The sequence below is a fragment of the Mesorhizobium sp. BHbdii genome (genome assembly GCF_053848045.1).
In genome coordinates this window covers 61,841-84,722 of sequence record NZ_JBSPKX010000002.1, presented here as the reverse complement: position 1 = coordinate 84,722, position 22,882 = coordinate 61,841, and the positions used below count along the sequence as shown (strand labels likewise).

General features: G+C 62.3%; 20 protein-coding genes and 1 pseudogene. 13 read left to right on the top strand and 8 right to left on the bottom strand.

Annotation, left to right across the window (positions count from 1 at the left end; translation table 11 throughout):
* Nucleotides 1-199: 199 nt before the first annotated feature.
* The gene (locus tag ACWTU8_RS13075; RefSeq protein ID WP_455848504.1) at nt 200-451 is read left to right on the top strand and encodes a hypothetical protein; all 252 of its coding nucleotides are present in this window, start codon (nt 200-202) and stop codon (nt 449-451) included.
* Nucleotides 452-534: 83 nt separating this feature from the next.
* On the opposite strand, the gene ACWTU8_RS13070 is transcribed toward ACWTU8_RS13075, so the two are convergent.
* Nucleotides 535-723 carry a hypothetical protein gene (locus ACWTU8_RS13070; protein WP_455848503.1) on the bottom strand — a complete coding sequence of 63 codons (189 nt, stop codon included), beginning with the start codon at nt 721-723 and terminating at the stop codon, nt 535-537.
* Nucleotides 724-1,597: 874 nt separating this feature from the next.
* On the opposite strand from ACWTU8_RS13070, the gene ACWTU8_RS13065 reads away from it, so the two are divergent.
* A complete protein-coding gene (locus ACWTU8_RS13065) occupies nt 1,598-2,197 on the top strand; it encodes an ANTAR domain-containing response regulator (protein WP_127210752.1) in 600 nt (199 codons plus the stop codon).
* A gap of 2 nt (nt 2,198-2,199) precedes the next feature.
* Nucleotides 2,200-3,438, top strand: a complete 1,239-nt coding sequence (locus ACWTU8_RS13060; RefSeq protein WP_455848502.1) for a CmpA/NrtA family ABC transporter substrate-binding protein — start codon at nt 2,200-2,202, stop codon at nt 3,436-3,438.
* Nucleotides 3,439-3,621: 183 nt separating this feature from the next.
* On the opposite strand, the gene ACWTU8_RS13055 is transcribed toward ACWTU8_RS13060, so the two are convergent.
* Nucleotides 3,622-3,798 carry a hypothetical protein gene (locus ACWTU8_RS13055; protein ID WP_455848501.1) on the bottom strand — a complete coding sequence of 59 codons (177 nt, stop codon included), beginning with the start codon at nt 3,796-3,798 and terminating at the stop codon, nt 3,622-3,624.
* On the opposite strand from ACWTU8_RS13055, the gene ACWTU8_RS13050 reads away from it, so the two are divergent.
* From ACWTU8_RS13050 to ACWTU8_RS13020, 7 genes are all read left to right on the top strand, one after another.
* Complete coding sequence (locus ACWTU8_RS13050) at nt 3,785-5,101, top strand: CmpA/NrtA family ABC transporter substrate-binding protein (RefSeq protein WP_455848500.1); 1,317 nt, start codon at nt 3,785-3,787, stop codon at nt 5,099-5,101. The two genes, ACWTU8_RS13055 and ACWTU8_RS13050, sit on opposite strands and share 14 nt — an antisense overlap.
* Nucleotides 5,102-5,167: 66 nt before the next feature.
* The gene (ntrB, locus tag ACWTU8_RS13045; RefSeq protein WP_455848499.1) at nt 5,168-6,064 is read left to right on the top strand and encodes a nitrate ABC transporter permease; all 897 of its coding nucleotides are present in this window, start codon (nt 5,168-5,170) and stop codon (nt 6,062-6,064) included.
* A gap of 10 nt (nt 6,065-6,074) precedes the next feature.
* Nucleotides 6,075-6,872, top strand: a complete 798-nt coding sequence (locus ACWTU8_RS13040; RefSeq protein WP_455848498.1) for an ABC transporter ATP-binding protein — start codon at nt 6,075-6,077, stop codon at nt 6,870-6,872.
* 4 nt (nt 6,873-6,876) lie between these two features.
* Nucleotides 6,877-9,327, top strand: a complete 2,451-nt coding sequence (gene nirB / locus ACWTU8_RS13035; protein ID WP_455848497.1) for a nitrite reductase large subunit NirB — start codon at nt 6,877-6,879, stop codon at nt 9,325-9,327.
* A 64-nt stretch (nt 9,328-9,391) separates the two neighbouring features.
* A complete protein-coding gene (gene nirD, locus ACWTU8_RS13030) occupies nt 9,392-9,721 on the top strand; it encodes a nitrite reductase small subunit NirD (protein WP_192365460.1) in 330 nt (109 codons plus the stop codon).
* A 2-nt stretch (nt 9,722-9,723) separates the two neighbouring features.
* Nucleotides 9,724-12,525, top strand: a complete 2,802-nt coding sequence (locus ACWTU8_RS13025; RefSeq protein WP_455848496.1) for a nitrate reductase — start codon at nt 9,724-9,726, stop codon at nt 12,523-12,525.
* A 103-nt stretch (nt 12,526-12,628) separates the two neighbouring features.
* Entirely contained in the window at nt 12,629-13,114 is a 486-nt protein-coding gene (locus ACWTU8_RS13020; RefSeq protein ID WP_455848495.1) for a hypothetical protein, read from the top strand.
* A 27-nt stretch (nt 13,115-13,141) separates the two neighbouring features.
* On the opposite strand, the gene ACWTU8_RS13015 is transcribed toward ACWTU8_RS13020, so the two are convergent.
* Nucleotides 13,142-14,173, bottom strand: coding sequence for a hydroxyacid dehydrogenase (locus ACWTU8_RS13015; RefSeq protein WP_455848494.1), 1,032 nt, complete (start codon nt 14,171-14,173; stop codon nt 13,142-13,144).
* Nucleotides 14,174-14,345: 172 nt separating this feature from the next.
* Between ACWTU8_RS13015 and ACWTU8_RS13010 the strand changes: the two genes are divergently transcribed.
* Nucleotides 14,346-15,785, top strand: a complete 1,440-nt coding sequence (locus tag ACWTU8_RS13010; protein WP_455848493.1) for an aldehyde dehydrogenase family protein — start codon at nt 14,346-14,348, stop codon at nt 15,783-15,785.
* A 137-nt stretch (nt 15,786-15,922) separates the two neighbouring features.
* Here ACWTU8_RS13010 and ACWTU8_RS13005 read toward each other — a convergent pair whose 3' ends face one another.
* From ACWTU8_RS13005 to ACWTU8_RS12995, 3 genes are all read right to left on the bottom strand, one after another.
* On the bottom strand, nt 15,923-17,260 hold the full coding sequence (locus ACWTU8_RS13005) for a glucoamylase family protein (protein ID WP_455848492.1): 1,338 nt from the start codon (nt 17,258-17,260) through the stop codon (nt 15,923-15,925).
* A gap of 51 nt (nt 17,261-17,311) precedes the next feature.
* On the bottom strand, nt 17,312-18,064 hold the full coding sequence (locus ACWTU8_RS13000; protein WP_095517687.1) for an SDR family NAD(P)-dependent oxidoreductase: 753 nt from the start codon (nt 18,062-18,064) through the stop codon (nt 17,312-17,314).
* A gap of 164 nt (nt 18,065-18,228) precedes the next feature.
* On the bottom strand, nt 18,229-19,158 hold the full coding sequence (locus ACWTU8_RS12995; protein ID WP_127315855.1) for a TIR domain-containing protein: 930 nt from the start codon (nt 19,156-19,158) through the stop codon (nt 18,229-18,231).
* A gap of 104 nt (nt 19,159-19,262) precedes the next feature.
* On the opposite strand from ACWTU8_RS12995, the gene ACWTU8_RS12990 reads away from it, so the two are divergent.
* Together ACWTU8_RS12990 and ACWTU8_RS12985 are read left to right on the top strand one after the other, a co-directional pair.
* Nucleotides 19,263-19,625 (top strand): hypothetical protein, encoded by a 363-nt coding sequence (locus ACWTU8_RS12990; protein WP_455848491.1) that lies wholly within the window; start codon nt 19,263-19,265, stop codon nt 19,623-19,625.
* Complete coding sequence (locus ACWTU8_RS12985) at nt 19,622-20,884, top strand: O-antigen ligase family protein (protein ID WP_455848490.1); 1,263 nt, start codon at nt 19,622-19,624, stop codon at nt 20,882-20,884. Before ACWTU8_RS12990 ends, ACWTU8_RS12985 begins: the two co-directional genes overlap by 4 nt.
* Before the next feature lie 80 nt (nt 20,885-20,964).
* On the opposite strand, the pseudogene ACWTU8_RS12980 reads toward ACWTU8_RS12985, so the two are convergent.
* Nucleotides 20,965-21,113: pseudogene (locus tag ACWTU8_RS12980) on the bottom strand (DapH/DapD/GlmU-related protein); the annotation flags it as partial.
* A 489-nt stretch (nt 21,114-21,602) separates the two neighbouring features.
* A complete protein-coding gene (locus tag ACWTU8_RS12975) occupies nt 21,603-22,820 on the bottom strand; it encodes a polysaccharide biosynthesis/export family protein (protein WP_455849048.1) in 1,218 nt (405 codons plus the stop codon).
* Nucleotides 22,821-22,882 lie beyond the last annotated feature (62 nt).

Below are 22,882 nucleotides of genomic sequence, written 5' to 3'. Positions count from 1 at the left end.
CGGGAACCTTCTGGCCAATTCCGCGGTCTCGCTTGGCCAAGGGGCGATCGAAGCGCGGTCGGCGGCTTCGTCAAGCGCGAGGTCATATAGATGAGCCCGCGTCATCCAATCGATGGATGAAGTCCATCATGGGGCGGTGCTACTTTGATGCGTGGCGGTTTTGCTGCCCCAAGGAGCGCGCTGGCTCTAAAGGCTAAATATGCGCAAGACGACTCTCATTGCAATCGCTATCCTCGCGATCAGCATCGGCTATGCCCAAGCCAAGGACCGTAAGGTCGAAACCGCGACTCTCGGGACGTACGCCAATGAGAGGAACCTGCCGATTTGCACCGCATCAAGCTCACTCTACGAAGTCCTCGGAGACAAGTGTTTTCTCGTCAAAGGTTCGATGATCTATGGCGACATTGCCGAGCTTTCCGCGTTAGGCATTTGGGCTGGTAGCGGAGGGTAGCGGAGCGGCTGGTGGCAGTTTTCTAAAGCCGGGGCTGATAAGGCCCAAGGCTGGCAGCTTGAGGAGCAATACCTTGGCTATGGTCACGCGCTTGACGGCGCGCTGCTTCCCGAGCCGGCGCGATATCGCACGATGTAGGACATTGCCCCGGTGGACCGAACGCGGATGCCGAAGCCGATCAACTCACTATCGAAAACGAAGTCGGTCGCGTTGGCCTTGATGGCGTCAACGGTCCGTTTGGTGATTTTGACAGCGCTTTCGCCGTGGGCCATTTTCGCAACCTGATTTTTGCGCTTGGGCACCCCCCAGGGCACCCCCAAAAAAGAAACAGCGCGATACAGTCGGAAACACCGTAGCTGATTTGCGTTGAAAACATGGAAACAGGGTGCAACGAACGGAAACAGAACGAAACTCAGGCCTTATGAATGGCATTCAAGAGGTCGTCGGTTCGATTCCGATTGGCTCCACCATTTTTCTCTTGGGAAAATTAGTCGTTGTAGGCCTGCCTATCACTCGCAGGCCGACAGCTCGGGCGGGTCCCTTGAAAATTTCGCTGTATTTCGGCTAGCCTGAAGCTGAAAACCCCGGCAATCACCAGGGTTTCAGCACACTGACTGCTAATAATACCAGGCCCAAACCCAAACACGCCTGCGAAAGCACCGTCTACGCGGAAGGCCATTTCGCCAGACGCGACGACAGATCCTTCTCCAAGCGCGCCGCCGGCGCCGCCGCCTGCGGTGCCACCGCCGATGGCGGACCGGCTCCGCTTGAGTATCTTCATCCACGAAGGCTTCCGTATCCGCCGCGTCGAGTTCATCGAGGATTCCACTTCGGGCGCCCGGTACGCCGGCTACCGCGTCGATGGGCCGAACTGCGCTCGCAAGGGCTGCTGCCCCAGCAATGCCAAACATTCCTGTCAAAAATGATCGCCGATCCATGGAAACCTCCAATCTTCTAGCCAGCGAGACAAGGTTCGCAAACTGAAAGATAGCGCAGGCGATAGAAAAGCAAAGTAGACCCTACGAATGGTATTTGAAGAAGCTTAACGGGTCAGCTCCGCGAACATATGGCAGTCCCCGAAGCGATAACTGCGTCAATTCTCAACATGCCGCATTGCACAATCGCGCGGCGTGCGCAAAATGCGGCATGATCCGGAAATCCCTCACCGTCCTGGTGATCGACGAAAACCACATCCGCGCCTCCATCATTGAGGCGGGATTGCGGGAGGCGGGGCATGAGCAGGTCACGGTCGTTCACGACGTTGCCGGAATAGCGCGGCGCATCGCCGAGATCGAACCGGACGTAATCGTCATCGACCTCGAAAATCCCAACCGCGACATGCTTGAAAACATGTTCCAGCTGTCGCGCGTCGTGAAGCGGCCGATCGCCATGTTCGTCGATCGGTCGGATCAGGCTTCGATCGAAGCTGCGGTGGCAGCGGGGGTCTCCGCCTATGTCGTCGACGGGCTGCGCCAGGAGCGCGTCAAGCCGATCCTCGATATGGCGATCAGCCGCTTCAACGCGTTCTCGCGGATGGCGCGCGAACTGGAAGAAGCCCGCAGTGAATTGGAGGACCGCAAGGTCATCGACCGCGCCAAGGGCATCCTTATGAGGTCGCGCGGCCTGTCGGAGGACGCGGCCTACACGCTTCTGCGCAAGACCGCCATGAACCAGAACCGCAAGATCAGCGAAATCGCGCAGAGCCTAGTGACGGCGGCAGGCCTTCTGGATCCCGGAGAGAGTTGAGCATGGCGGCCGAACACCAGATCAATGCCGGTTTCATACCGCTCTTCGACAGCGCGGTTCTTGTCGCAGCGCGCGAGATCGGCTTTGCCGCGCGCGAAGGCGTCGACCTGACGCTCAGTCGCGAGACATCCTGGGCCAACATCCGCGACCGCATCGCGATCGGGCATTTCGATCTGGCGCATATGCTGGGGCCGATGCCGATCGCCTGCAATCTGGGGCTCACGCCGCTCGCCTCCGATACGATCGTGCCGTTCTCGCTGGGACTGGGCGGCAATTGCGTCACGGTTTCGAACGTGGTCTGGGCGGGCATGGCCGCGCACGGCGCCTTGCCCGACCTCGATCCGGCGCGAGCCGGCAAGGCCTTGGGAGCGCTGATCCGTGAACGGGCAAATGCCGGTCGCGACGCGCTGCGCCTTGCGGTCGTGCATCCGCACTCCGGACACAATTTCGAACTGCGCTACTGGCTCGCGGCCTGTGGCATCGATCCGTCGCGCGAAATAGAAATCGTCATCGTGCCGCCGCCCTTCATGGCCGACGCACTCGCCGCCGGCAGGATCGACGGCTACTGCGCCGGCGAACCCTGGAACAGCGTCTCGGTTGTCGCCGGCACCGGCCATATCGCCACGGTCAAGGCCGCTATCTGGAAGACCAGCCCCGAAAAAGTCGTCGGCGTGCGCAAGGCCTGGGCCGAAAAACACCCCGAAGCCCTTTCAGCCCTGCTGCGCGCGCTCCATCACGCTGCGCGCTGGTGCGAGGATCCGGCGAACCGCGGCGAACTGGCCGCGCTGATGGCGCAGCCTTCCTTCCTCGGCGTTTCGCCGGCGTTGCAGATGCCGATCCTGACCGGACATCTTGCGCTGGGCGGCGGCGCGGAACTGACCGTCGAGGACTTCTTTCTGCCTTTCGGCAAGGCGGCGAATTTCCCCTGGAAGAGCCATGCGCTGTGGTTCTACACGCAGATGGTCCGTTGGGGGCAGATCAAGCACAGCGCTGCCCACATGGCGCTCGCGCGCGACACCTACCGGCCCGACCTCTATCGCGCCGCGTTGAAGCCGCTCGGCGTCGCCCTGCCGGGAGCCAACGCCAAGGTCGAGGGTGCCCTGACCGCTGCCACCCCGGTGGGCTCGGCCGGCGCCAGCCTCGTCCTTGGTCCGGATGGTTTCTTCGACGGCCGCATCTTCGATCCCGACAGGATCGACGACTATCTCGCTAACCGCGACTGGGCGATGCCGACGAGTTGAGCATTCCTTGCGCACTATCGTGCACTGCACAATATTTGTGCCACTGCACAATGAACGTGACTGCCGCATGAGCATCGGCGATCCGACGCTCCAGCCGTTACGCCCCCTCTCTCGATTGGTTTCATTGCTTAATCCGCCGCTTCTTCCAACTGGCACGGTTCCTGCATAGTAATCCATAGGCCTTCAGGCCACGGAATACGGCGTCCAATGGCGGGCGCCACAGGCAAAGCTGCCGCTCAGGTCACACGCGATCCGGATCAACGGACGCAGCGGCCTGGCCGGCGGCTTTTTTTGTTTGGTCGAAGACGCGGCGCAGATCCCAAGCCGCGCCCAACCGGAGATGACGATGACGAAACGCATCAAAACCCAATCCGCTCTCAAGGGTGTAACGCGCCGCGATTTCCTGATGATGAGCGCGGCCACCGCGGCAACGCTGGCGGCGGGACGCGCGCTGCTGCCGTCCGGCGCCTATGCGGCGACGGCAGCGCCGGAAGTCACCGGCGCCAAGCTAGGCTTCATCGCGCTGACCGATGCAGCGCCGCTGATGATCGCCAAGGAGAAGGGCCTGTTCGAAAAATTCGGCATGCCCGATGTCGAGGTGCTCAAGCAGGCCTCTTGGGGCGCGACACGCGACAATCTGATGCTCGGCGGCGAAGCCAACGGCATCGACGGCGCCCATATCCTGACGCCGATGCCTTACCTGATGCATACCGGCAAGGTGACGCAGAACAACCAGCCGATGCCGATGGCGGTCGTGGCGCGGCTCAACTACGACTGCCAGGCGATTTCCGTCGCGCAGGAATATGCCGGCACCGGCGTCGGCCTCGATGCCTCCAAGCTGAAGGACGCCTTCGCGGCCAAGAAGGCCGAGGGCAAAGAGGTGAAGGCCGCCATGACCTTCCCGGGCGGCACTCATGATCTCTGGTTGCGCTACTGGCTGGCTGCCGGCGGCATCGATCCCGACAAGGATGTCTCGACCATCGTCGTGCCGCCGCCGCAAATGGTCGCCAACATGAAGGTTGGCAATATGGACGTGTTCTGCGTCGGCGAGCCGTGGAACGAGCAACTCGTCCATCAGGGTGTCGGCTTCACCGCCACCACGACAGGCGAACTCTGGAAAGGCCATCCGGAAAAGGCGCTCGGCCTGCGCGCCGCCTTCATTGACAAGAACCCGAACGCCACTAAGGCGATCCTGATGGCCGTCATGGAAGCCCAGCAATGGTGCGAAGCCATGGAAAACAAGGACGAGATGGCGGCCATCATCGGCAAGCGGCAATGGATGAACGTGCCGACCGCCGACATCATCGGTCGCCTCAAGGGCGACATCAACTACGGCAATGACCGCGTCGCCACCGGCACCAACCTTTACATGAAGTTCTGGAAGGGCGGCGTGTCCTATCCATTCAAGAGCCACGACAGCTGGTTCCTCGCCGAAAACATCCGCTGGGGCAAATTTGCGGCGACCACCGACATCAGGGCGCTAGTCGATCAAGTCAATCGCGAAGATCTGTGGCGCGAGGCGGCCAAGGACCTCGGCGTCGCTGCGGCCGACATCCCGGCGTCTTCATCGCGCGGCGTCGAGACCTTCTTCGACGGCAAGATCTTCGATCCGGCCAATCCGTCCGCCTATCTCGACAGCCTGAAGATCAAGGCATCGGCCTGACGTCGCCGGCGAGCGGCGCCAGTGGCGCCGCCTGTCACTCCAATGCTCAAGGAGCTTTTTGCGAAAATGTCTATCCAAGCCATCGAGGACGCCAAGGTGAAGGCGTTCCCTACGCCTGCCAAGCCCGCAGAGGTCATAGCTTTCACCGCCAAGGTGAGGCGCCGCTTCGATCCCGCCGTGATCGCCGGCAAGCTGGCAAGCACGCTGGTGCCGCCGGCAGTCGTCATCGTCGTCATGCTCGTCATCTGGCAGATCGCCTGCTCGTCGCCCAACGCCAGCTTGCCGCCACCCAGCCAGGTATGGAACGAGGCCTACGATCTGATCGCCCATCCGTTCTTCGATTATGGTCCGCAGGATATCGGACTGGCCTGGCGGGTGCTGATCTCGCTGCAGCGCGTCGCCATCGGCTTCGGCCTGGCTGCAATCGTCGGCGTTGCGCTCGGCGCGCTGGTCGGCCAGTCGATCTGGGCGATGCGCGGCCTCGACCCTGTGTTCCAGATCCTGCGCACCGTGCCGCCGCTCGCCTGGCTGCCGCTGTCGCTGGCCGCCTTCCGCGATTCCAGCCCATCGGCGATCTTCGTCATCTTCATCACCTCGATCTGGCCGGTGATCATCAACACCGCCGTCGGCGTCCGCAACATTCCAGAGGATTATCGCAACGTCTCCCGCATCCTCAGGCTCAACCAGCTCGAGTTCTTCGTGAAGATCATGGTGCCGGCCGCGGCGCCTTACATCTTCACCGGCCTGCGCATCGGCATCGGTCTGTCCTGGCTTGCCATCGTCGCCGCCGAAATGCTGACAGGCGGCGTCGGAATCGGCTTCTTCATCTGGGATGCCTGGAACTCGTCGCGGCTGCCCGACATCATCGTTGCCCTCGCCTATATCGGCATCACCGGCTTTTGCCTCGATCGCCTTGTCGCGGCCGTCGGCGCCTTCGTCACCCGCGGCACAACGGCAAAGTGAGGAGAGGGCAATGACGGCCTATCTGAAACTCGACCATATCGACAAATCCTTCACCCGCGGCGGCCAGGTCAGCGAGGTGCTGAATGACATCCGGCTGACCATCGACAAGGGCGAATTCGTCTCGATCATCGGCCATTCCGGCTGCGGCAAGTCGACCTTGCTCAACCTGATCGCCGGGCTGACGAAAGTGTCCGCCGGGGCGGTCCTGCTCGAAGACAAGGAGGTCGACAGCCCCGGTCCTGAACGCGCCGTGGTGTTCCAGAACCACAGCCTGCTGCCATGGCTCACCGTCTACGAAAACATCAACCTGGCGGTGTCTAAGGTCTTCGGCCGCACCAGGAGCCGGGCCGAACGGCACGACTGGATCATGCGCAATCTCGACCTCGTGCAGATGGCGCATGCCAGGGACAAGCGCCCCGCCGAAATATCGGGCGGCATGAAGCAGCGCGTCGGCATCGCCCGCGCGTTGGCCATGGAGCCGAAGATCCTGCTGCTCGACGAACCCTTCGGTGCGCTCGACGCGCTGACGCGCGCCCATCTGCAGGACGCGGTGATGGATATCCATTCGAGGCTTGGCTCGACGACGATCATGATCACCCACGACGTCGACGAGGCGGTGCTGTTATCCGATCGCATCGTCATGATGACCAACGGTCCGGCGGCGACCATCGGCGAGGTGCTTCCTGTGCCGCTGGTCCGGCCGCGCCGCCGCGTCGAGCTTTCCTCCGACCGGACCTTCCTGCGCTGCCGCGAGGCGGTGCTGAAGTTTCTCTACGAACGCCACCGCTTCGTCGAAGCCGCGGAGTAGCTCAATGACCGAAAAACTCGTCATCATCGGCAACGGCATGGCGCCCGGGCGGATGCTGGAGCACCTGCTCGAACAGGCGCCGGACCGTTACGTCGTCACCATCTTCAACGCCGAGCCGCGGGTCAATTACGACCGCATCATGCTGTCGCCGGTGCTGTCCGGCGAGAAGGCCTTCGAGGAGATCATCATCCACGGCGACGGCTGGTACATCGCCAACGGCATCACCCTCTACAAGGGCCACAAGATCGTCGCCATCGACCGGACGGCAAAGACCGTAACCTCCGACCACGGCGTCACAGAGCCCTATGACAAGCTCGTTATCGCCACAGGCTCGGTGCCTTTCATCATTCCGGTGCCCGGCCACGATCTGCCGGGCGTGCTCACCTATCGCGATCTCGACGACGTCCAGGCCATGCTGCTTGCCGCCCAGTCGCGGGCCAAGGCCGTGGTCATCGGCGGCGGCCTGCTCGGGCTGGAAGCGGCGGCGGGCTTGAACTCGCAAGGCATGGACGTCACCGTGCTGCATGTCATGCCGACGCTGATGGAGCGCCAGCTCGATCCGGCTGCCGGCTATCTGTTGCAGCGCGCCGTCGAACAACGCGGCATCAAGGTCATCACCAAGGCCAACACCCAGGCGATCACAGGCAAGGGCAAGGTCGACCAGGTGGAACTCGCTGACGGAACCATCATCCCGGCGACGCTGGTCGTCATGGCGGTGGGCATCAGGCCGAATGCGGCGCTGGCGAAAGAAGCCGGCATTGCCGTTAACCGCGGCATCGTCGTCGACGCCGGCATGCGCAGCAACGATCCCAACATCTACGCGCTCGGCGAATGCGCCGAGGTCAACGGCCAGGTCTACGGGCTGGTCGCCCCGCTCTATGAGATGGCGCGCGTCGCCGCCAGCCAGCTTGCCGGCAACGAGGCGGCGGCTTTCGTCCATATGGACACGCCGACCAAGCTCAAGGTCACCGGTATCGAGCTGTTCTCGCTGGGCGACTTCGCCGAGGGCGAGGACCGCCAGGAGATCGTGCTGCGCGATGCCGCCGCCGGCGTCTACAAGCGGCTGGTGCTCAGGGATGACCGCATCATCGGTACCGTGCTCTATGGCGAGACGGCCGACGGCGCCTGGTTCAACGACCTCAAGAAGAAGCAGACCGATATATCGGGAATGCGCGACACGCTTATCTTCGGCCAGTCATACCAGGGAGGCGCCTCCCTGGACCCTATGGCGGCCGTTGCAGCCTTGCCGGATGATGCGGAAATCTGCGGCTGCAACGGCGTTTGCAAGGGAAAGATATCAGGCGCGATCACGGCCAAGGGCCTGACCTCGCTCGACGACGTGCGTGCCCACACCAAGGCTTCCGCTTCCTGCGGCTCCTGCACCGGTCTGGTCGAGAAGCTGATGGTGCTGACCATCGGCGACAAATACAATCCGGCGGCCGTGCAACCGATGTGCGGCTGCACCACGCTCGGCCATGACGAAGTCCGTCGGCTGATCAAGGCCAAGAGCCTGAAGACCATTCCCGCCGTCATGCAGGAACTGGAATGGACCACCTCCTGCGGCTGCGCCAAATGCCGGCCGGCGCTCAATTACTATCTCGTCTGCGACTGGCCGGACGAGTATGCCGACGACTACCAGTCGCGCTTCATCAACGAGCGCGTCCACGCCAACATCCAGAAGGACGGCACCTATTCGGTGGTGCCGCGCATGTGGGGTGGCGTCACGAATGCCGCCGAACTGCGCGCCATTGCCGACGTCGTAGACAAGTTCGAGATCCCGATGGTCAAGGTCACCGGCGGGCAGCGCATCGACATGCTGGGGATCCGCAAGGAAGACCTGCCTGCGGTGTGGGCCGATCTCGGCCAGGCCGGCTTCGTCTCCGGTCACGCCTATGCCAAGGGATTGCGCACGGTGAAGACCTGCGTCGGTTCGGACTGGTGCCGCTTCGGCACGCAGGATTCGACGGGGTTCGGTGTTCGCATCGAAAAATTCATGTGGGGGTCGTGGACGCCCGCCAAGGTCAAGATGGCGGTCTCGGGCTGCCCTAGGAACTGTGCCGAGGCGACCTGCAAGGATGTCGGCGTGATCTGCGTCGATTCAGGCTACGAAATCCATTTCGCCGGTGCTGCCGGCCTCGACATCAAGGGCACAGAGGTGCTCGGCCTGGTCAAGACCGAGGACGAAGCGCTCGAGCATATCGTGGCGCTGACGCAAATGTATCGCGAACAGGGCCGCTATCTCGAGCGCATCTACAAATGGGCCAAGCGCGTCGGCATCGCCGAGATTAAGCGCCAGATCATGGACGATGGCGAGAAGCGCAAGGCGTATTTCGACCGCTTCGTTTTTTCGCAAAAATTCGCGCAGGTCGACCCGTGGTCGGAACGCGTTTCCGGCAAGGACAAGCACGAATTCCGGCCGATGGCTTCGGTCGGTTTCGCGCAGGCGGCGGAGTAGGCGCGTGTTCCCGAAAAGTGGAAACCGGTTTTCGGTTAAGAACACGCGCAAAAGGATGAGGCAGATGAACTGGGTATCAATCGGCTCGATATCGGACATTCCGCGCCGCGGCGCGCGCTGCGTCGCCACGCCGCAAGGCAAGATCGCCGTCTTCCGCACCGCGGAGGACCAGGTCTTCGCCATCGAGGACCATTGTCCGCACAAGGGCGGGCCGCTCTCGCAGGGCATCGTCCACGGCGCGGCGGTGACCTGTCCCCTGCACAATTGGGTGATCTCGCTGGAGACCGGCAAGGCGCTCGGCGCCGATGAAGGTGCGGTGCGCACCATTCCGGTGCGGATCGAGGGCGAGCGTCTGTTCATTGCGCTGGAAGCGCTGGCCAGCCGCGCGGCCTGAGCATGAAGATCGACGAAGCGCGCGAGGTGAGGACCACCTGCCCCTATTGCGGGGTGGGCTGCGGCGTGCTGGCGAAGGTCGCCGCGGATGGCGAAATAACCATTCGCGGCGACCCAGACCATCCGGCAAATTTCGGCCGGCTCTGTTCCAAGGGCTCGGCGCTGGCGGAGACGATCGATCTCGACGGCCGGCTGCTCTATCCGGAGATCCACGGTCGCCGCACCGGCTGGGACGAAGCGCTCGACCTCGTCGCCTCGACTTTCTCGCAAACCATTGCCGAGCACGGCCCCGACGCGGTCGCCTTCTACGTTTCCGGCCAGTTGCTGACCGAGGACTATTATGTCGCCAACAAGCTGATGAAAGGCTTCATCGGCTCGGCCAATATCGACACAAACTCGCGCCTGTGCATGGCCTCGTCGGTTGCCGGCCACCGCCGCGCCTTCGGCGCCGACACCGTGCCGGGCAGTTACGAGGATCTGGAGCTTGCCGATCTGATCGTGCTGGTCGGCTCCAATCTCGGCTGGTGCCACCCGGTGCTCTACCAGCGCATTGCCGCGGCCCGGGAAAAACGGCCCGAGATGAAGGTGGTGCTGATCGATCCGCGCCGCACGATGACCGCCGGTATCGCCGACATGCATCTGGCGATCGCGGCCGATGGCGACGTCGCGCTGTTCACCGGCCTGCTCGCCTATCTTGGCAAAAATGACGCTCTGGACCGCGCCTATATCGCTGCACATACCACGGGCTTCGAAGGCGCGATTGCCGCTTCCGCGCTCGACCTTGCCGGCATCGCCGCTGCCACGGGCCTCGGCGAGGACGAGCTTGTCCGCTTCTACAGCCTGTTTGCCGCGACGGCGAAAACGGTGACCGTCTATAGCCAGGGCGTGAACCAGTCGTCCTCGGGCACCGACAAGGTCAACGCCGTCATCAATTGCCATCTCGCCACCGGCCGCATCGGCAAGCCCGGCACCGGGCCGTTTTCGGTGACCGGCCAGCCCAACGCCATGGGCGGCCGCGAGGTTGGCGGCCTGGCCAACATGCTGGCCGCCCATATGGAGATCGAAAACCCCGAACACCGCAGCCTCGTGCAGCGCTTCTGGAGCGCGCCGGCCATCGCCGAAAAACCCGGCTTGAAGGCGGTCGAGATGTTCCAGGCGGTGGCCGACGGGCGTATCCGGGCGCTATGGATCATGGCGACCAACCCGGTCGATTCGATGCCGGATGCCGATGCCGTCGAGGCGGCGATCAAGGCCTGCCCTTTTGTCGTGGTGTCGGATGTGCTGGCCATGACCGACACGGTCCGCCACGCCCATGTCCGGCTGCCCGCCGCCGCATGGGGCGAGAAGGACGGCAGCGTAACCAATTCGGAGCGCCGCATCTCGCGGCAACGCGCCTTTTTGCCGGTGCCCGGCGAGGCAAGAGCCGATTGGTGGATCATCGCCGAAGTGGCCAAGCGGATGGGGATTGCCGAGGCGTTTTCGTATGCGTCGCCGGCCGCGATTTTCGCTGAACATGCAGCGCTGTCGGCCTTCGAGAATGACGGCGCCCGCGATTTTGATATAGGCGCGTACGCCGGTGTTGACGCGGGGACCTACGAGGAGTTGGCGCCATTCCAATGGCCAGCACCGGCCTCACCCTCCCCCTCGAGGGGAGGGTCGGCGCGCGCGTTGAGCGAAGCGAAACAAGCGGGACGGGGTGGGGTCCGTGGAGCCTCTCCGACCCCACCCCGGCTCTCTCGCCTTGCTGCGCAAAGCTCGCTCGCCGACCCTCCCCTCAAGGGGGAGGGTATCCGGTTCTTCGCCAATGGCGGCTACTACACGCCCGACCGCAAGGCGCGTTTCATCGCCATCCACCCGACCGCACACATCCGCACCAGCCCGGACTATCCGCTGATCCTCAACACCGGGCGGGTTCGCGACCATTGGCACACCATGACGCGGACCGGCAGGAGCCAGCGGCTGTCGCAGCACATGGCCGAGCCCTTCGCCGAAATCCATCCGCTGGATGCGCAGCACCTCGCCATCGGCGATGCCGACATCGTGCGCGTCTCGACTGTGCACGGCGAGGTGCTGGTTCGCGCGCTGGTGACAGCGCGGCAGCGGCCGGGATCAGTCTTCGTGCCGATGCACTGGACGGACCAGTTCTCAGCGCGTGCTCGCGTGGATGCACTGGTGGCGCCCATCACCGATGCGATTTCAGGCCAGCCGGCCTCGAAGAATGTTGCCGCCCGCGTGGAACGCTTTGCTGCCGCCGCCTTCGGCTTCGCCGTGCTTGCCGAACGGCCGGGCTCGATCGACGCCGACTATTGGAGCCTCGCCCGTTGCGCCGCTGGCTGGCGCCTCGAGCTTGCACTGAAAGCTGGCCGGGATTGGTCGGCTTTCGCAGCTTCGCTTTTTGGCGCGGACGCGCAAGGCGAGACGCTCGCCTATCATGATGTCGCCGGCGGGCGCTATCGCTTTGCCCGCTTCGCCGGCAGCCGGCTGGCTGGCGCGCTCTATCTTGCGCCCAAGCCGGTCGCGGTGTCGCGCAGCTGGGCGGTGGAGCAGTTGAGTGCGGACCATGCCGATCGGCGCGGGCGGCTGGCGATCGTAGCCGGGCGGCCGGGCGGCAATACCGTCGATCGTGGCGCCGTCGTCTGCTCCTGTTTCGGGGTCGGCGCCAACCAGATCGCGGAGGCGGTACGCGGCGGCTGCACCAGCGTCGAGGCGATCGGCGCCACCCTGCATGCCGGCACCAACTGCGGCTCTTGCCGCGCCGAGATCAGGACCATCATCGAGGCGCGACGCCTTCAAGCGGCGGAGTGAGGGCGTCGAGAAACTCTGTCACGCCGAGCCTCGACGCTTACCAGCAATTTACAAACCATGGGCTACCAACGTCCTTATTCGATTCGTTCCGAACAGGACCCTTATGAGCAAAGCCCTCACTTCATTCGCATTGGTCGCCATATTGACGGCTTTGCTGATGGCGCTCAGCCTGGCAGTGGCCAGGCATGGCTATCCCTATGGTGCGATCGGCGCAAAACGCCTCGACGACGTCGCCGATGCCGGAACGTTTATCCCGCTTGCATCAGTCTACTTCTTCAGCGCGCTGCTCATGATGATCCTGCCGATCAGAGCCGCCAGCGTCGTCCTGACGAACGCCGCGGATGCGATCTTCTGGACAGTCATCGTGTTGTTCGCGGCCATCATTGGCTGTCTCGCTGCCAGATGGGCTTTCGATCGGGGCAACATCTTGCCGGCGCTGCTGAACTGGCGCTTCCTGTTTGTCGGAGCAGTCGTCGGATGCCATCTCTTCATGAACGAGTTGCGCCGCAATATCCTGCTGAGAAGCCTGTTCTTCGTCGTCTTCGCCGCTGCGACGCTGGCCTGCCTGTTTTGGTCGTTCGCCATCTGAGAACCGATGCAGGCGCTGGCTTGCGGCTCAGTTCTTGTCGACTGGCTTCGAACGCATCCGCGAAACGGTCTCGCGTTCGGCCCGCTTCGAACGCATCGGCGGCAGGCCGCGGTCGATCAGGTCCATGTCCTCCAGCACCATGTCGCCCATGCGCTTGAAAGCGATGTCGAGCGCGCCGGCCCGGTGGGCGGAACGCAGGAAGCCGGGCAGCGTGCGCACGGGATGATCCTGCGCCAGCGGCTCTTCCGGAAACACGTCGCTGGCGGCGACGATGTGGCCGCTGCGAACGGCGTCCATCAGCGCCGGAAAATCGACCACACCGGCACGGCTGAGCAGGATGAACGCGGCTCCAGTGCGCATTCTGGCAAAGGCGTCAGCGCCGAGAAACCCTTGGTTTTCACTGGTCACCGAAGCGACGACGAAGACGAAATCGCTAGTCCACAGAACCGTGTCGAGCGTAGCCGGCTCGACGCCGTTCTCGATGAGGATCGACGGCGGCAGCCACGGATCGAAGACCTTGGTCCGCGTGCGAAAGCCCGACAGCAGCCGGTTGAGCGCGCGGCCGAGATCGCCGAAGCCGATGATACCGACATCCGCGCCGGACAGAAGCCGCGCCGTCCGGTTGCCGTCGCCGCCCCACAGCTCCTTGCCCTCACGAAACGCGAGGTCAGCGTCGACGATGTCGCGGGCGAGATTGAGCGCCATGGCAAGGCCGAGCTCGGCCACTGGCTCGGCAAAGACCAGGCCGGTGGTAACAACATGGATGCCGCGGGAAAACAGCGTCTCATACGGCATGTTGTTGATGAGGTTGCTCTCGACATTGAAGACGCAGCGCAGTGTTCGCATCTTGTCGAGCGTCTCCGGCGCGATCGGCGGCTGGCCGACGATGTAGCGCGCCTCGGCGAGCACGTCGGCCGGCAGGGCCGCTACGCCTTCTGGCGACGTTTCGACGATACGATATTTGGCGCAGAATCTCGCCAGTGCCTCGGGCGTGAAAATCAGGTCGAGCGTGCGCGGCTCGGGCGCGCTGATCACCAGCGGCAACACGCTGTCGGACATGGCGGTTCCTCCCGGTGCGATCCGCGTCGCACAACACTAGAATCAACTTTTACCGCCTCGACACCTAGCACATGCCTGTCGAGCAAGAGAACTTTGCCGCCGGCGGCCTTGCGGTGTGGCGGCCGGTGGTCCAGATAGACGGCAATCGAAGGACGACAAGGAAGACAGCGACATGACCCCGTTTCGAAAGAACCTCATCGATGGCGAGTGGGTGGGCGACGCCGGCTCCCGCAACATCAACCCGTCCAATCTCGACGATGTGGTCGGCGAATATGCGTCGGGGGACGCCGAGCAGGCCCGGCAGGCCATCGCGGCGGCGAAAGCGGCATTTCCGGCTTGGTCCCGATCGGGCCTGCTGGCACGCCATGCGGTGCTGAGGAAGGCGTCGGACGAGATCACCGCGCGTAAAGATGAAATCGGCCGGGCGTTGGCGCGCGAAGAAGGCAAGACGCTGATCGAGGGCATTGGCGAGACCGTGCGGGCCGCCCAGATCTTCGATTTCTTTGCTGGTGAGACGCTGCGCCTGTCTGGCGAGCTGGTTCCAAGCGTGCGGCCCGGCGTCGGTGTCGAAATCACGCGGGAGGCGGTCGGCGTCGTCGGCATCATCACGCCGTGGAATTTCCCGATCGCGATTCCGGCGTGGAAAATCGCTCCTGCCTTGGCGTACGGCAACACCATCGTCTTCAAACCGGCCGAGTTGGTTCCGGAGAGCGCCTGGACCATTGTCGACATCCTGCACCGCGCCGGCCTGCCGAAGGGCGTGCTCAATCTCGTCATGGGCAAGGGTTCGGTGGTCGGCCAGGCCATGCTCGACAGCCCTGACCTCAATGCCATCACCTTCACCGGCTCGGTCGGCACCGGCAAGCGCGTGGCTGCCGCCAGCGTAGAGCACATGCGCAAGTTCCAGCTCGAAATGGGCGGCAAGAACCCGCTTGTCGTGCTCGACGATGCAGATCTTGCGGTCGCCGTCGACTGCGCGATCAATGGCGCATACTTCTCGACCGGCCAGCGCTGCACGGCATCGTCCCGCCTGGTGGTGACGGACGGCATCCATGACCGCTTCGTCGATGCGATGAAAGATCGCCTGGGCAAGCTGGCCGTCGGCGACGCTCTCGATGCCAAAACCCAGATCGGACCGGTGGTCGACCAGAGCCAGTTGAAACAGGACGAAGACTATATCGCCATCGGCCGCCAGGAAGGCGCCGATCTGGCCTTCGGTGGCGAGCGGCTCGATCGCGAAACCCGCGGCTTCTACCTGCAACCGGCGCTGTTTACGCAAGCCACCAACGCCATGCGCATCTCGCGCGAGGAGATCTTCGGGCCCGTGGCCAACGTCATCCGCGTCAAGGACTATGACGAGGCGCTGGCGGTGGCCAACGACACGCCGTTCGGGCTGACCTCGGGCATCTGCACGTCGAGCCTCAAGCACGCCACGCATTTCAAGCGCAACTCGGAGGCCGGCATGGTGATGGTCAATCTGCCGACGGCGGGCGTCGATTTCCATGTGCCTTTCGGCGGCCGCAAGGGATCGAGCTACGGCCCGCGCGAGCAGGGCCGCTACGCGGCGGAGTTCTACACCACGGTGAAGACCGCCTACACGTTCGCCGGCTAATCATTCCGGTGACTTGTCGGGCCAAATGAAATCGAACATGCGAGCAGGCCAGTGACTCCTTTCCCAGCAAGCGCGAGTTGCTGGGAAGGGCGAACATCTTAGTGTCCGACACGACAGCGACAGCTGGGCGGTAGCCGTCATTCAGCACGGTCCTTAGGGTTCGCCGGCTGCGATAGCCAGCCGCCGCTGAACCCGGCCTTGCACAGGCCGCGACGCATATGCGGGCTCGACCGCATCAGGTCCCAGATCAGGCGCGAGCGGTGGTTTTCGATCATCAGCACGACGATACCCTGGTCCAGTCCGTAATGCGCATCCGATATCCAGCCGCTCGGCCCGAACTTCCGCCGGTTCGCCAGCGTCGGGTTGAAACCGCTCGGCACCCTGAAACTGTCGACCACCTCAGGGTGGCGTTCTCTCAGGTGGCGCAGCGCCGGCAGGCAGATTTCCGGCGCGAAGGGCAGCGATGCGAGATACGACCACGGCGCTATCGTTCCGTCGTCGGGGCCGAACGGTGCGCCGCGCGCCGCGTAGCCGGAAAATTTGCGCGGTCGCCGCTCGATCTTCGCGCGGAAGTTGCCGGGTCCGTCACCCGCCGAAAGGCCCCAAAGTCCTTCGCCATAGCCGTCATAGCCAGAGGGGTTGTGCCGCGCATAATCCCGATGAAGGTAGGTCGCGCGGCGGCTGTTTTCGAAATAGTCCGAGTTCTTCTCCTGCATGAACGCATCCCGGATGCCGTCGAAGTCGATCCAGGCATGCGAGAACTGGTGCATGAACAGCGGACCGCCATAGAGCACGTCGTAGCCGTAGATGTTTTCCCATCGATATGTCGCCGTCCAGCCGGCATAACTGTCGTCCGAGGCTGGCTTGTCCGGGGAAGCCATTGCCAGAACGTAGAGCATGGTCGCTTCGTTGTAGCCTTCCCAGCCATAACGCAGAAAGCCGCTCTTCGGCTTCCAGCCCTGTCGCAAGGTCGAATTGCTGCCTTGCGCCCATCGCCAGTCGACCCGCCGGTAGAGGACTTCCGCCAGTTCGCGGATTTCGGTTTCTTCGTCATTGTCGCCCGTGAAATAGGCGCCAGCCACGAGCACGCCAGCCATCAAAAGCGCAGTGTCAACCATCGACAATTCGCATCGCCAGGTGCGCAGGCCGGTCCGGATGTCGAGGAAATGGTAATAGAAACCCTTGTGGCCGGTGACGTCGTCGCCATTGCCTTGCCGGCTGTTCCAGAAGAAGCGCAGTGCAGCAAGCGTCAGCTTTACGGCTGCATCTCGAGTCATCCAGCCACGCTCGACCCCGACCGGATAGCAGGACAGGGCGAAGCCGACGACCGCGATGCTTGCCGGCCAATTTGGCCGCGAGGTGTCGGCAACCAGCCCGTTCTCCGGGTTCACGGTTTCCAGAAAATAGCCGAAGGCCGCGCACTGGAAGCGGTCGAGCAGGTCTTCGTCGGACAGTCGAGGTTCGACCCTAAGCAAGCGACGGGAACTCCAGTCTGGCGGCCTTGGCGGTAGATCGCCCGACTTGCTTCAATAGGTGGCCCGGCCGCCGGAAACGTCGAAAACGGCGGCCGTGGTGAAGGAGCATTCCTCGGAAGCGATCCACGAGATCAGCGCCGCCACCTCCTCGACCTCGCCAAACCGCGCCATCGGTATCTTCGACAGCATGAAATCGATGTGCTGCTGGCTCATCTGCTGGAAAATCGCGGTGCGCACCGCCGCCGGCGTGACACAGTTCACCGTCACCTTGGTCTTGGCCAGTTCCTTGCCCAGAGACTTGGTCAGGCCGATCACCGCCGCCTTGGAGGTGCTGTAGGCAGAGGCATTCGGGTTTCCCTCTTTGCCGGCGATCGAAGCGATGTTGACGATCCTGCCGTAATTGCGCTCGAGCATGTGCGGAACCAGCGCCTTGTTGCAGTAGAAGACGCCGTTGACGTTGATGTCGATGACCCGGTGCCAATCCTCCACCGAATAGTCCCAAGTCGTCATGTTCGGTCCGGTGATGGCCGCACTGGTGACCAGGATATCGACCGCGCCAAGGGCATCGATCGTCTGCCGGGCGGCCTGTTCGACCGCCACGGCATCGGCGACGTCGACAGTCACGCTATGCAAATCGGCAATGACAGCCTTGGCCTGCTCGATCTGGGTGGGGTCGCGATCCCAGACGCAAACGCGCCCGCCCTCTTCAGCGATTCTTAGCGCGACAGCCAGGCCGATTCCGGACGCGCCACCAGTGATCACGGCCGACCGCCCGGCAAACCGTCCCGCAAAACTCATCGGCATGTGCTCTTCCTCCCAATCGGCGGCGAATGTGAAGTCAATGGCGGAGAAGTTCAAGCCAGAGGCTGGAGCTCCGAACAGGTTCATGGTGGGCCACGAGGCGGTAGGAAAAGCCGCGCCAGGGCTAGAGCGTCGGGCTAGCTGGAGTTACGCCGCGCGCACCGGGTTCAGACGTTCTTGATCGATTTCCAATGGTTCAGCCGCTCTGCGATCAGCTCTACTCGTCGCTGGTTGTCGCGCCCGTCCAGGATGCTCAAGTCCTCCGGCTCGGCGCGCAGATAGACACCGGAGGTGCGGGCGTTCAGTTTTGGCTGTGTGTCGGCTCGTGTGGTGAAGTACCCGGACGCGCGATCGGCTGACTCCAGCCGGATCTCTCCTGTCCCGTACAACTGCGACGCGTTCGCGTCCAAGGGCCGTTCTCCATTCCAAAAGTAAAAGATGCCGGCAGGCTCCTTTCTCTCCTTTACTGCTTCGCTCCAGTATCTCGCGGACAGACTGCCATTCTCTTGCCATGAGCGGCCGGCTAGCTCCAGCGCACCATCGCGGTCTCGCGAGATACGCAGGAGGCTCACCGCGGAAGGTTCCTTCACGGTCCGCTCCGACAGGGAAAACTGCCACCAAAGACCCTCTATTCGGGCGGCGCGGCCCTCATTTTCGATCGCTTTTCGCAGCTTTTGGTTGACCGCTCTCATCTCGGCGGCGGTTGTCGCTTCGCCGTACCTCACGGACGTCAGGCCGAGGAGATCGCTTGGAAGCTTGGAGCCGTTGGCATGGAGGATAAACGTTCGGCGCATTCCGAGGACACCGCCGAAAAGGCCGGCTTCGAAGACCACATTGTCTCGCGGAGAAGCTTGAGCGGATACAGGAGCAGGTGATGCCGGCAGGCTTGCACTCGTCCAGTCGTCCTGGGCGAACACAAAAGCAGCGAAGTCGACTTCACGCGTAAGCTCAAGGAGGCGCTCCAGTGTGGTTGTCCCGGGATTGAAGGATGTCGTCCAGGGTTCCACATACGCGATGTCTTCAAGACCGCGTGTCAGCGCCTGCAGCAGTTTTTTCTGCTTCCCCGACGAGCCCAGGAAGATTCGAGGTTTGTCCATCCGTTTGCTCCAGCCCAGCAGATCGGGACGACCAGCCTCTGCCAATTATCCCCGTGGCCATCGTCTGGTTGCCCCGACATAGCGTACGCGGAGGGCCTCATTCATTGCAACGATGCAAGGAATGCCGGCTGCTATTTTTCGGTCCGGTGCTGAAAGAACTGCGAAAACAGTTCCGCGGTGGTGATGCCGAGCTTCTCATGAATTCGGCGGCGATGGCTCTTGACCGTGATGCCGAGGCGCTCACAATCTTTGGAGCCAGAAGCCGGCCTGGATGCTCGGTTCTTGCCACACGGCCTGTCGTGGCCTTTTACCGCCTTCCCGGGGTGGCCTTGTGGCTGTTTTTGCCTCATTTGGGTGACAGGCTGCAGGGGATGGGTTATATTGCACTGCACAATGGAAGCGTTCACGCCTGGCGCGGCGGCGAATCGGCATTGAACTGCATGGACGGGAATTCGCTAGCGAGATGAAGATTCCAAAATCTCTGTTGGTCGACCCGGAGAAGAGCACGGTCTATGGCACATTTGCTGTTGCCATCTCCATTTGGGCGTTCTCCTACTCCTCCCTTTTCGGCCAGATCCTGATCCTGGCCTATTATGCGGTCTGGCTTCCCCTGATCATGGTAGATTACCGGCGGCTGTTGCGACATGCCTCCAGCGCGTGGCTGCCACTGGCGTTTGCAATCTACGTCTGCCTCTCGGTGTTCTGGTCGGACGCTCCCGGCATCACGTTGAGGACGGCGATCCAGTATTGCTCCCATATCGCCTGCGCCTACATCGCCGCGCACACCGTCAGCGTTCGGACGTTGACAATAGGCTCACTGATCGGGATCTTTCTCGTCCTGCTCTACTCGCTTATGGTCGGGGGTTATTCCTATGATGTCCTCGACGGGACGTATAATTTCGTCGGCGCATTCGGCTCCAAGAACCAGATCGGCTTTGTCGCCTCCCTTGGCATCTATTTTTGCGTTGTCTTCCTGACCTTTCTCAGGCGCGGCCGGATCAGCCTTTTCTTGACGGCGCCTGTCCTCGTCCTGTCGGCCTATCTGCTGGTCATTTCGCATTCAGCCACCTCGATGGCTTCGATACCGGCAGTTCTCGCTCTGGTCGCTCTGCTTGCCATGGCGAAGAAGCTTTCGCTCCGCTACCGACGGGTGATTTTCCTGGTCGGCGCATGCGGGCTGGTCGCGGTCACCGCGATTGCCTTTGCGGGGCTTCTGGATTTCGTCCTTGGCGTCTTCGGAAAAGATTCCACGCTCACCGGACGGACCTATCTCTGGGAGCAGGGCTGGGGTGCGGCGCAGCAAGCGCCCATCCTCGGCGTCGGCTACGCGGCCTATTGGGTGCAGGGCTTCGCCGAGGCCGAACGGCTTTGGAACGAATTCTACATCACGACCCGAAGCGGCTTCCACTTCCACAACACCTACATAGAAGCGCTCGTCGAGCTTGGCTATGTCGGGGCGACGCTGATTTCGCTGATCATCGTGCGCACGCTGTGGGGCCACATATCGGCGTTGATATTCAGGACGTGGCAGGCCGAGTCTGTGATTCTTGCCGGCGTGATGATGCTTCTGTTCATCCGGTCCTTCGTCGAGGTCGAGACCCTCAACCCCTACATCATGGGCTCCTTCCTCCTGTATTACAGCTACTTCAAACTGGTGAAGGTGCCTGTCGCCCGTCCTCGGTGGACGGCGGCGAGCCTCGCGGAACCAGAAGCCGCAAAGGGCTAAGGAAAGCGCCGAATGTCACCTTGATTTCGTTCGTTAAAATTACCGTCAAAAACGAATGTAGTCTTGGGCGCCACAATTTCGCGAATTATTCGGGCGGGATTTCCTGCAACCAGGCTTCGTGGGGGTGCACTTTTGGTGACCACAGAGCCGGCTCCAATACGCTATGATCCCCGATTTCGACCCCAGGCAGGATTATTGGATTTCGGCCAATCCAAACATTATCCCCAATCAGGACAGCTTTCGCTTTAACACCGGCACCCTCTTCGACCTCATGATAGTTAGAGTCTTGGATTACCACCGAATCGCCAATGAGGCATCCTTTTCCGATGCTTACTGCGACAGATGCGTCGATCGTAACTCCGCTGTTTATAAAAGATCTAGAGCCAATTGACACGCTTGCGTTCCGGCAGGCATGAAACCAGGAACGTGACCCAAGCCCTCGAAACGAAACGCGAGAGCCAAATCTAAAATTGCCATTTCCTGCTATATGTGGCGAGACGCCAGGTACCGAAACTCGATCGGATATTTCGATACCTCTCACTGCCCAAATGAATGTGATGATCGTGCCTTTAATATACCTTCTAGCACGATAGATATTCACTACGCTTCCCCCACCGATAGGCACTTCTCGCCGAGAAGCGTGCATCTATGCGGACGACCTCGGCATGACGCTCCCTTTGAGAGTCAGCTGACGTTGGGGTATTCGATCGCTCGAGTTCTATTGGCTGGCCATTGGCGCCAGCTTCACCTTGATCACGTCCCCGGGCAGCACGGGCGTGTCTTCACTGGCGGCAATTTCGCTGGTCTTGCCGTCGACCACCCGAACCAGGGCAAAGGACATGGTTGGCTCTTCGCCGTCGCGATAGCGTTGTAACGCCGGGTTCCCCGACATGGCTTCGGCCATCAGGCCGGTTTGCATGTTCATCTTGAGCATCGTCGCACTGAGATCGGCTTCTACCTGTTGCCGGTCGGCGGCGAGGCTCGCATTCTGAGTGTTTTCCAGGTCGATGGCATCCTGATTGGCCTTGCTGATCGACTGCTTGGCGGTAAGGATGGCCGTGTCGTAATCTAGGATCTGGCCTTCCAGGTCGGCGATCGTTTGTTGCGAAGTCAGAACCCGCGTGTTGACGACAAGGCCTTTCTGCGCCAGCGAGCCGATGCCGCTGAGCTGTTCCTTTGCCAGGTCGACCTGCCGCTGCTGGTTGACGATCTTTTTCTGCAGCGAATCGATCTCGCTCTGCAGCAGCTTCTTCAAATCGTCGAGCGCCTGAAGGCGCAGTTTGAGCTTCTTTTGATCGGCCGTCAGGATCGCCATCTCGTCCGCAACGACGCTTGCCACCTTCGGATCGTCGGCCACCTCCTTCGGCACGTTGAATGTCGACTTGTCCGCCATTTCCGCTTCGATGCGCGCGCGCCTGACGATCAGCCGGACCCGTTGGTCTTCGAGAACGTCAAAATCGCCCTTGGCATTGATCATGTCGCGATCGTACCGCTGTCCTTCGGGGGCCCGCCGGACACCGCCGGCGATGCTCATCGCCCTCAGGACGGTCAGACCAGGCACGTAGGGATACTGGCCAGGCGTCTGGACCTCCCCGGAAATGTAGAATGGCCTGTACTCCGCCATTTCGACGGAGGCTTCCGGTCGGTCCGCCAGGGCGAGCTTGCGCTGGAGCGCCTGGCCGATCGCTGCCGCGATCTCGGATGTGGTCTTGCCGGATGCCGGCATTTCGCCGACGAACGGCACGGACAATGTTCCGGCCGGGCCGACTGTGTACTCTCCGTTGACGGCCGTCCAGTCGCGGAACGTGCCTTCAACGGTCTGCCATTCGGCCACGCGGATGGTCAGCTTGTCCTGCGATCCAAGGCGATACTCATCGGCGGCGGCGAGTTGGGGAACGGTGAGTGCCAGCGCGAGGCAAGTGGCTACAAGCCGCATCCGCCGTATGGGATTGCTGACGGTGCCGGCGCAGGAGATTTCGAAGATATCTGTTTTCAACT

Excerpts from the sequence above, each read along its gene's own strand:
- ACWTU8_RS13075 (WP_455848504.1), top strand. The coding sequence starts at position 200 with ATGCGCAAGACGACTCTCATTGCAATCGCTATCCTCGCGATCAGCATC.
- ACWTU8_RS13070 (WP_455848503.1), bottom strand. The coding sequence starts at position 723 with ATGGCCCACGGCGAAAGCGCTGTCAAAATCACCAAACGGACCGTTGAC.
- ACWTU8_RS13065 (WP_127210752.1), top strand. The coding sequence starts at position 1,598 with ATGATCCGGAAATCCCTCACCGTCCTGGTGATCGACGAAAACCACATC.
- ACWTU8_RS13060 (WP_455848502.1), top strand. The coding sequence starts at position 2,200 with ATGGCGGCCGAACACCAGATCAATGCCGGTTTCATACCGCTCTTCGAC.
- ACWTU8_RS13050 (WP_455848500.1), top strand. The coding sequence starts at position 3,785 with ATGACGAAACGCATCAAAACCCAATCCGCTCTCAAGGGTGTAACGCGC.
- ACWTU8_RS13055 (WP_455848501.1), bottom strand. The coding sequence starts at position 3,798 with ATGCGTTTCGTCATCGTCATCTCCGGTTGGGCGCGGCTTGGGATCTGC.
- ntrB (WP_455848499.1), top strand. The coding sequence starts at position 5,168 with ATGTCTATCCAAGCCATCGAGGACGCCAAGGTGAAGGCGTTCCCTACG.
- ACWTU8_RS13040 (WP_455848498.1), top strand. The coding sequence starts at position 6,075 with ATGACGGCCTATCTGAAACTCGACCATATCGACAAATCCTTCACCCGC.
- nirB (WP_455848497.1), top strand. The coding sequence starts at position 6,877 with ATGACCGAAAAACTCGTCATCATCGGCAACGGCATGGCGCCCGGGCGG.
- nirD (WP_192365460.1), top strand. The coding sequence starts at position 9,392 with ATGAACTGGGTATCAATCGGCTCGATATCGGACATTCCGCGCCGCGGC.
- ACWTU8_RS13025 (WP_455848496.1), top strand. The coding sequence starts at position 9,724 with ATGAAGATCGACGAAGCGCGCGAGGTGAGGACCACCTGCCCCTATTGC.
- ACWTU8_RS13020 (WP_455848495.1), top strand. The coding sequence starts at position 12,629 with ATGAGCAAAGCCCTCACTTCATTCGCATTGGTCGCCATATTGACGGCT.
- ACWTU8_RS13015 (WP_455848494.1), bottom strand. The coding sequence starts at position 14,173 with ATGTCCGACAGCGTGTTGCCGCTGGTGATCAGCGCGCCCGAGCCGCGC.
- ACWTU8_RS13010 (WP_455848493.1), top strand. The coding sequence starts at position 14,346 with ATGACCCCGTTTCGAAAGAACCTCATCGATGGCGAGTGGGTGGGCGAC.
- ACWTU8_RS13000 (WP_095517687.1), bottom strand. The coding sequence starts at position 18,064 with ATGCCGATGAGTTTTGCGGGACGGTTTGCCGGGCGGTCGGCCGTGATC.
- ACWTU8_RS12995 (WP_127315855.1), bottom strand. The coding sequence starts at position 19,158 with ATGGACAAACCTCGAATCTTCCTGGGCTCGTCGGGGAAGCAGAAAAAA.
- ACWTU8_RS12985 (WP_455848490.1), top strand. The coding sequence starts at position 19,622 with ATGAAGATTCCAAAATCTCTGTTGGTCGACCCGGAGAAGAGCACGGTC.
- ACWTU8_RS12975 (WP_455849048.1), bottom strand. The coding sequence starts at position 22,820 with ATGCGGCTTGTAGCCACTTGCCTCGCGCTGGCACTCACCGTTCCCCAA.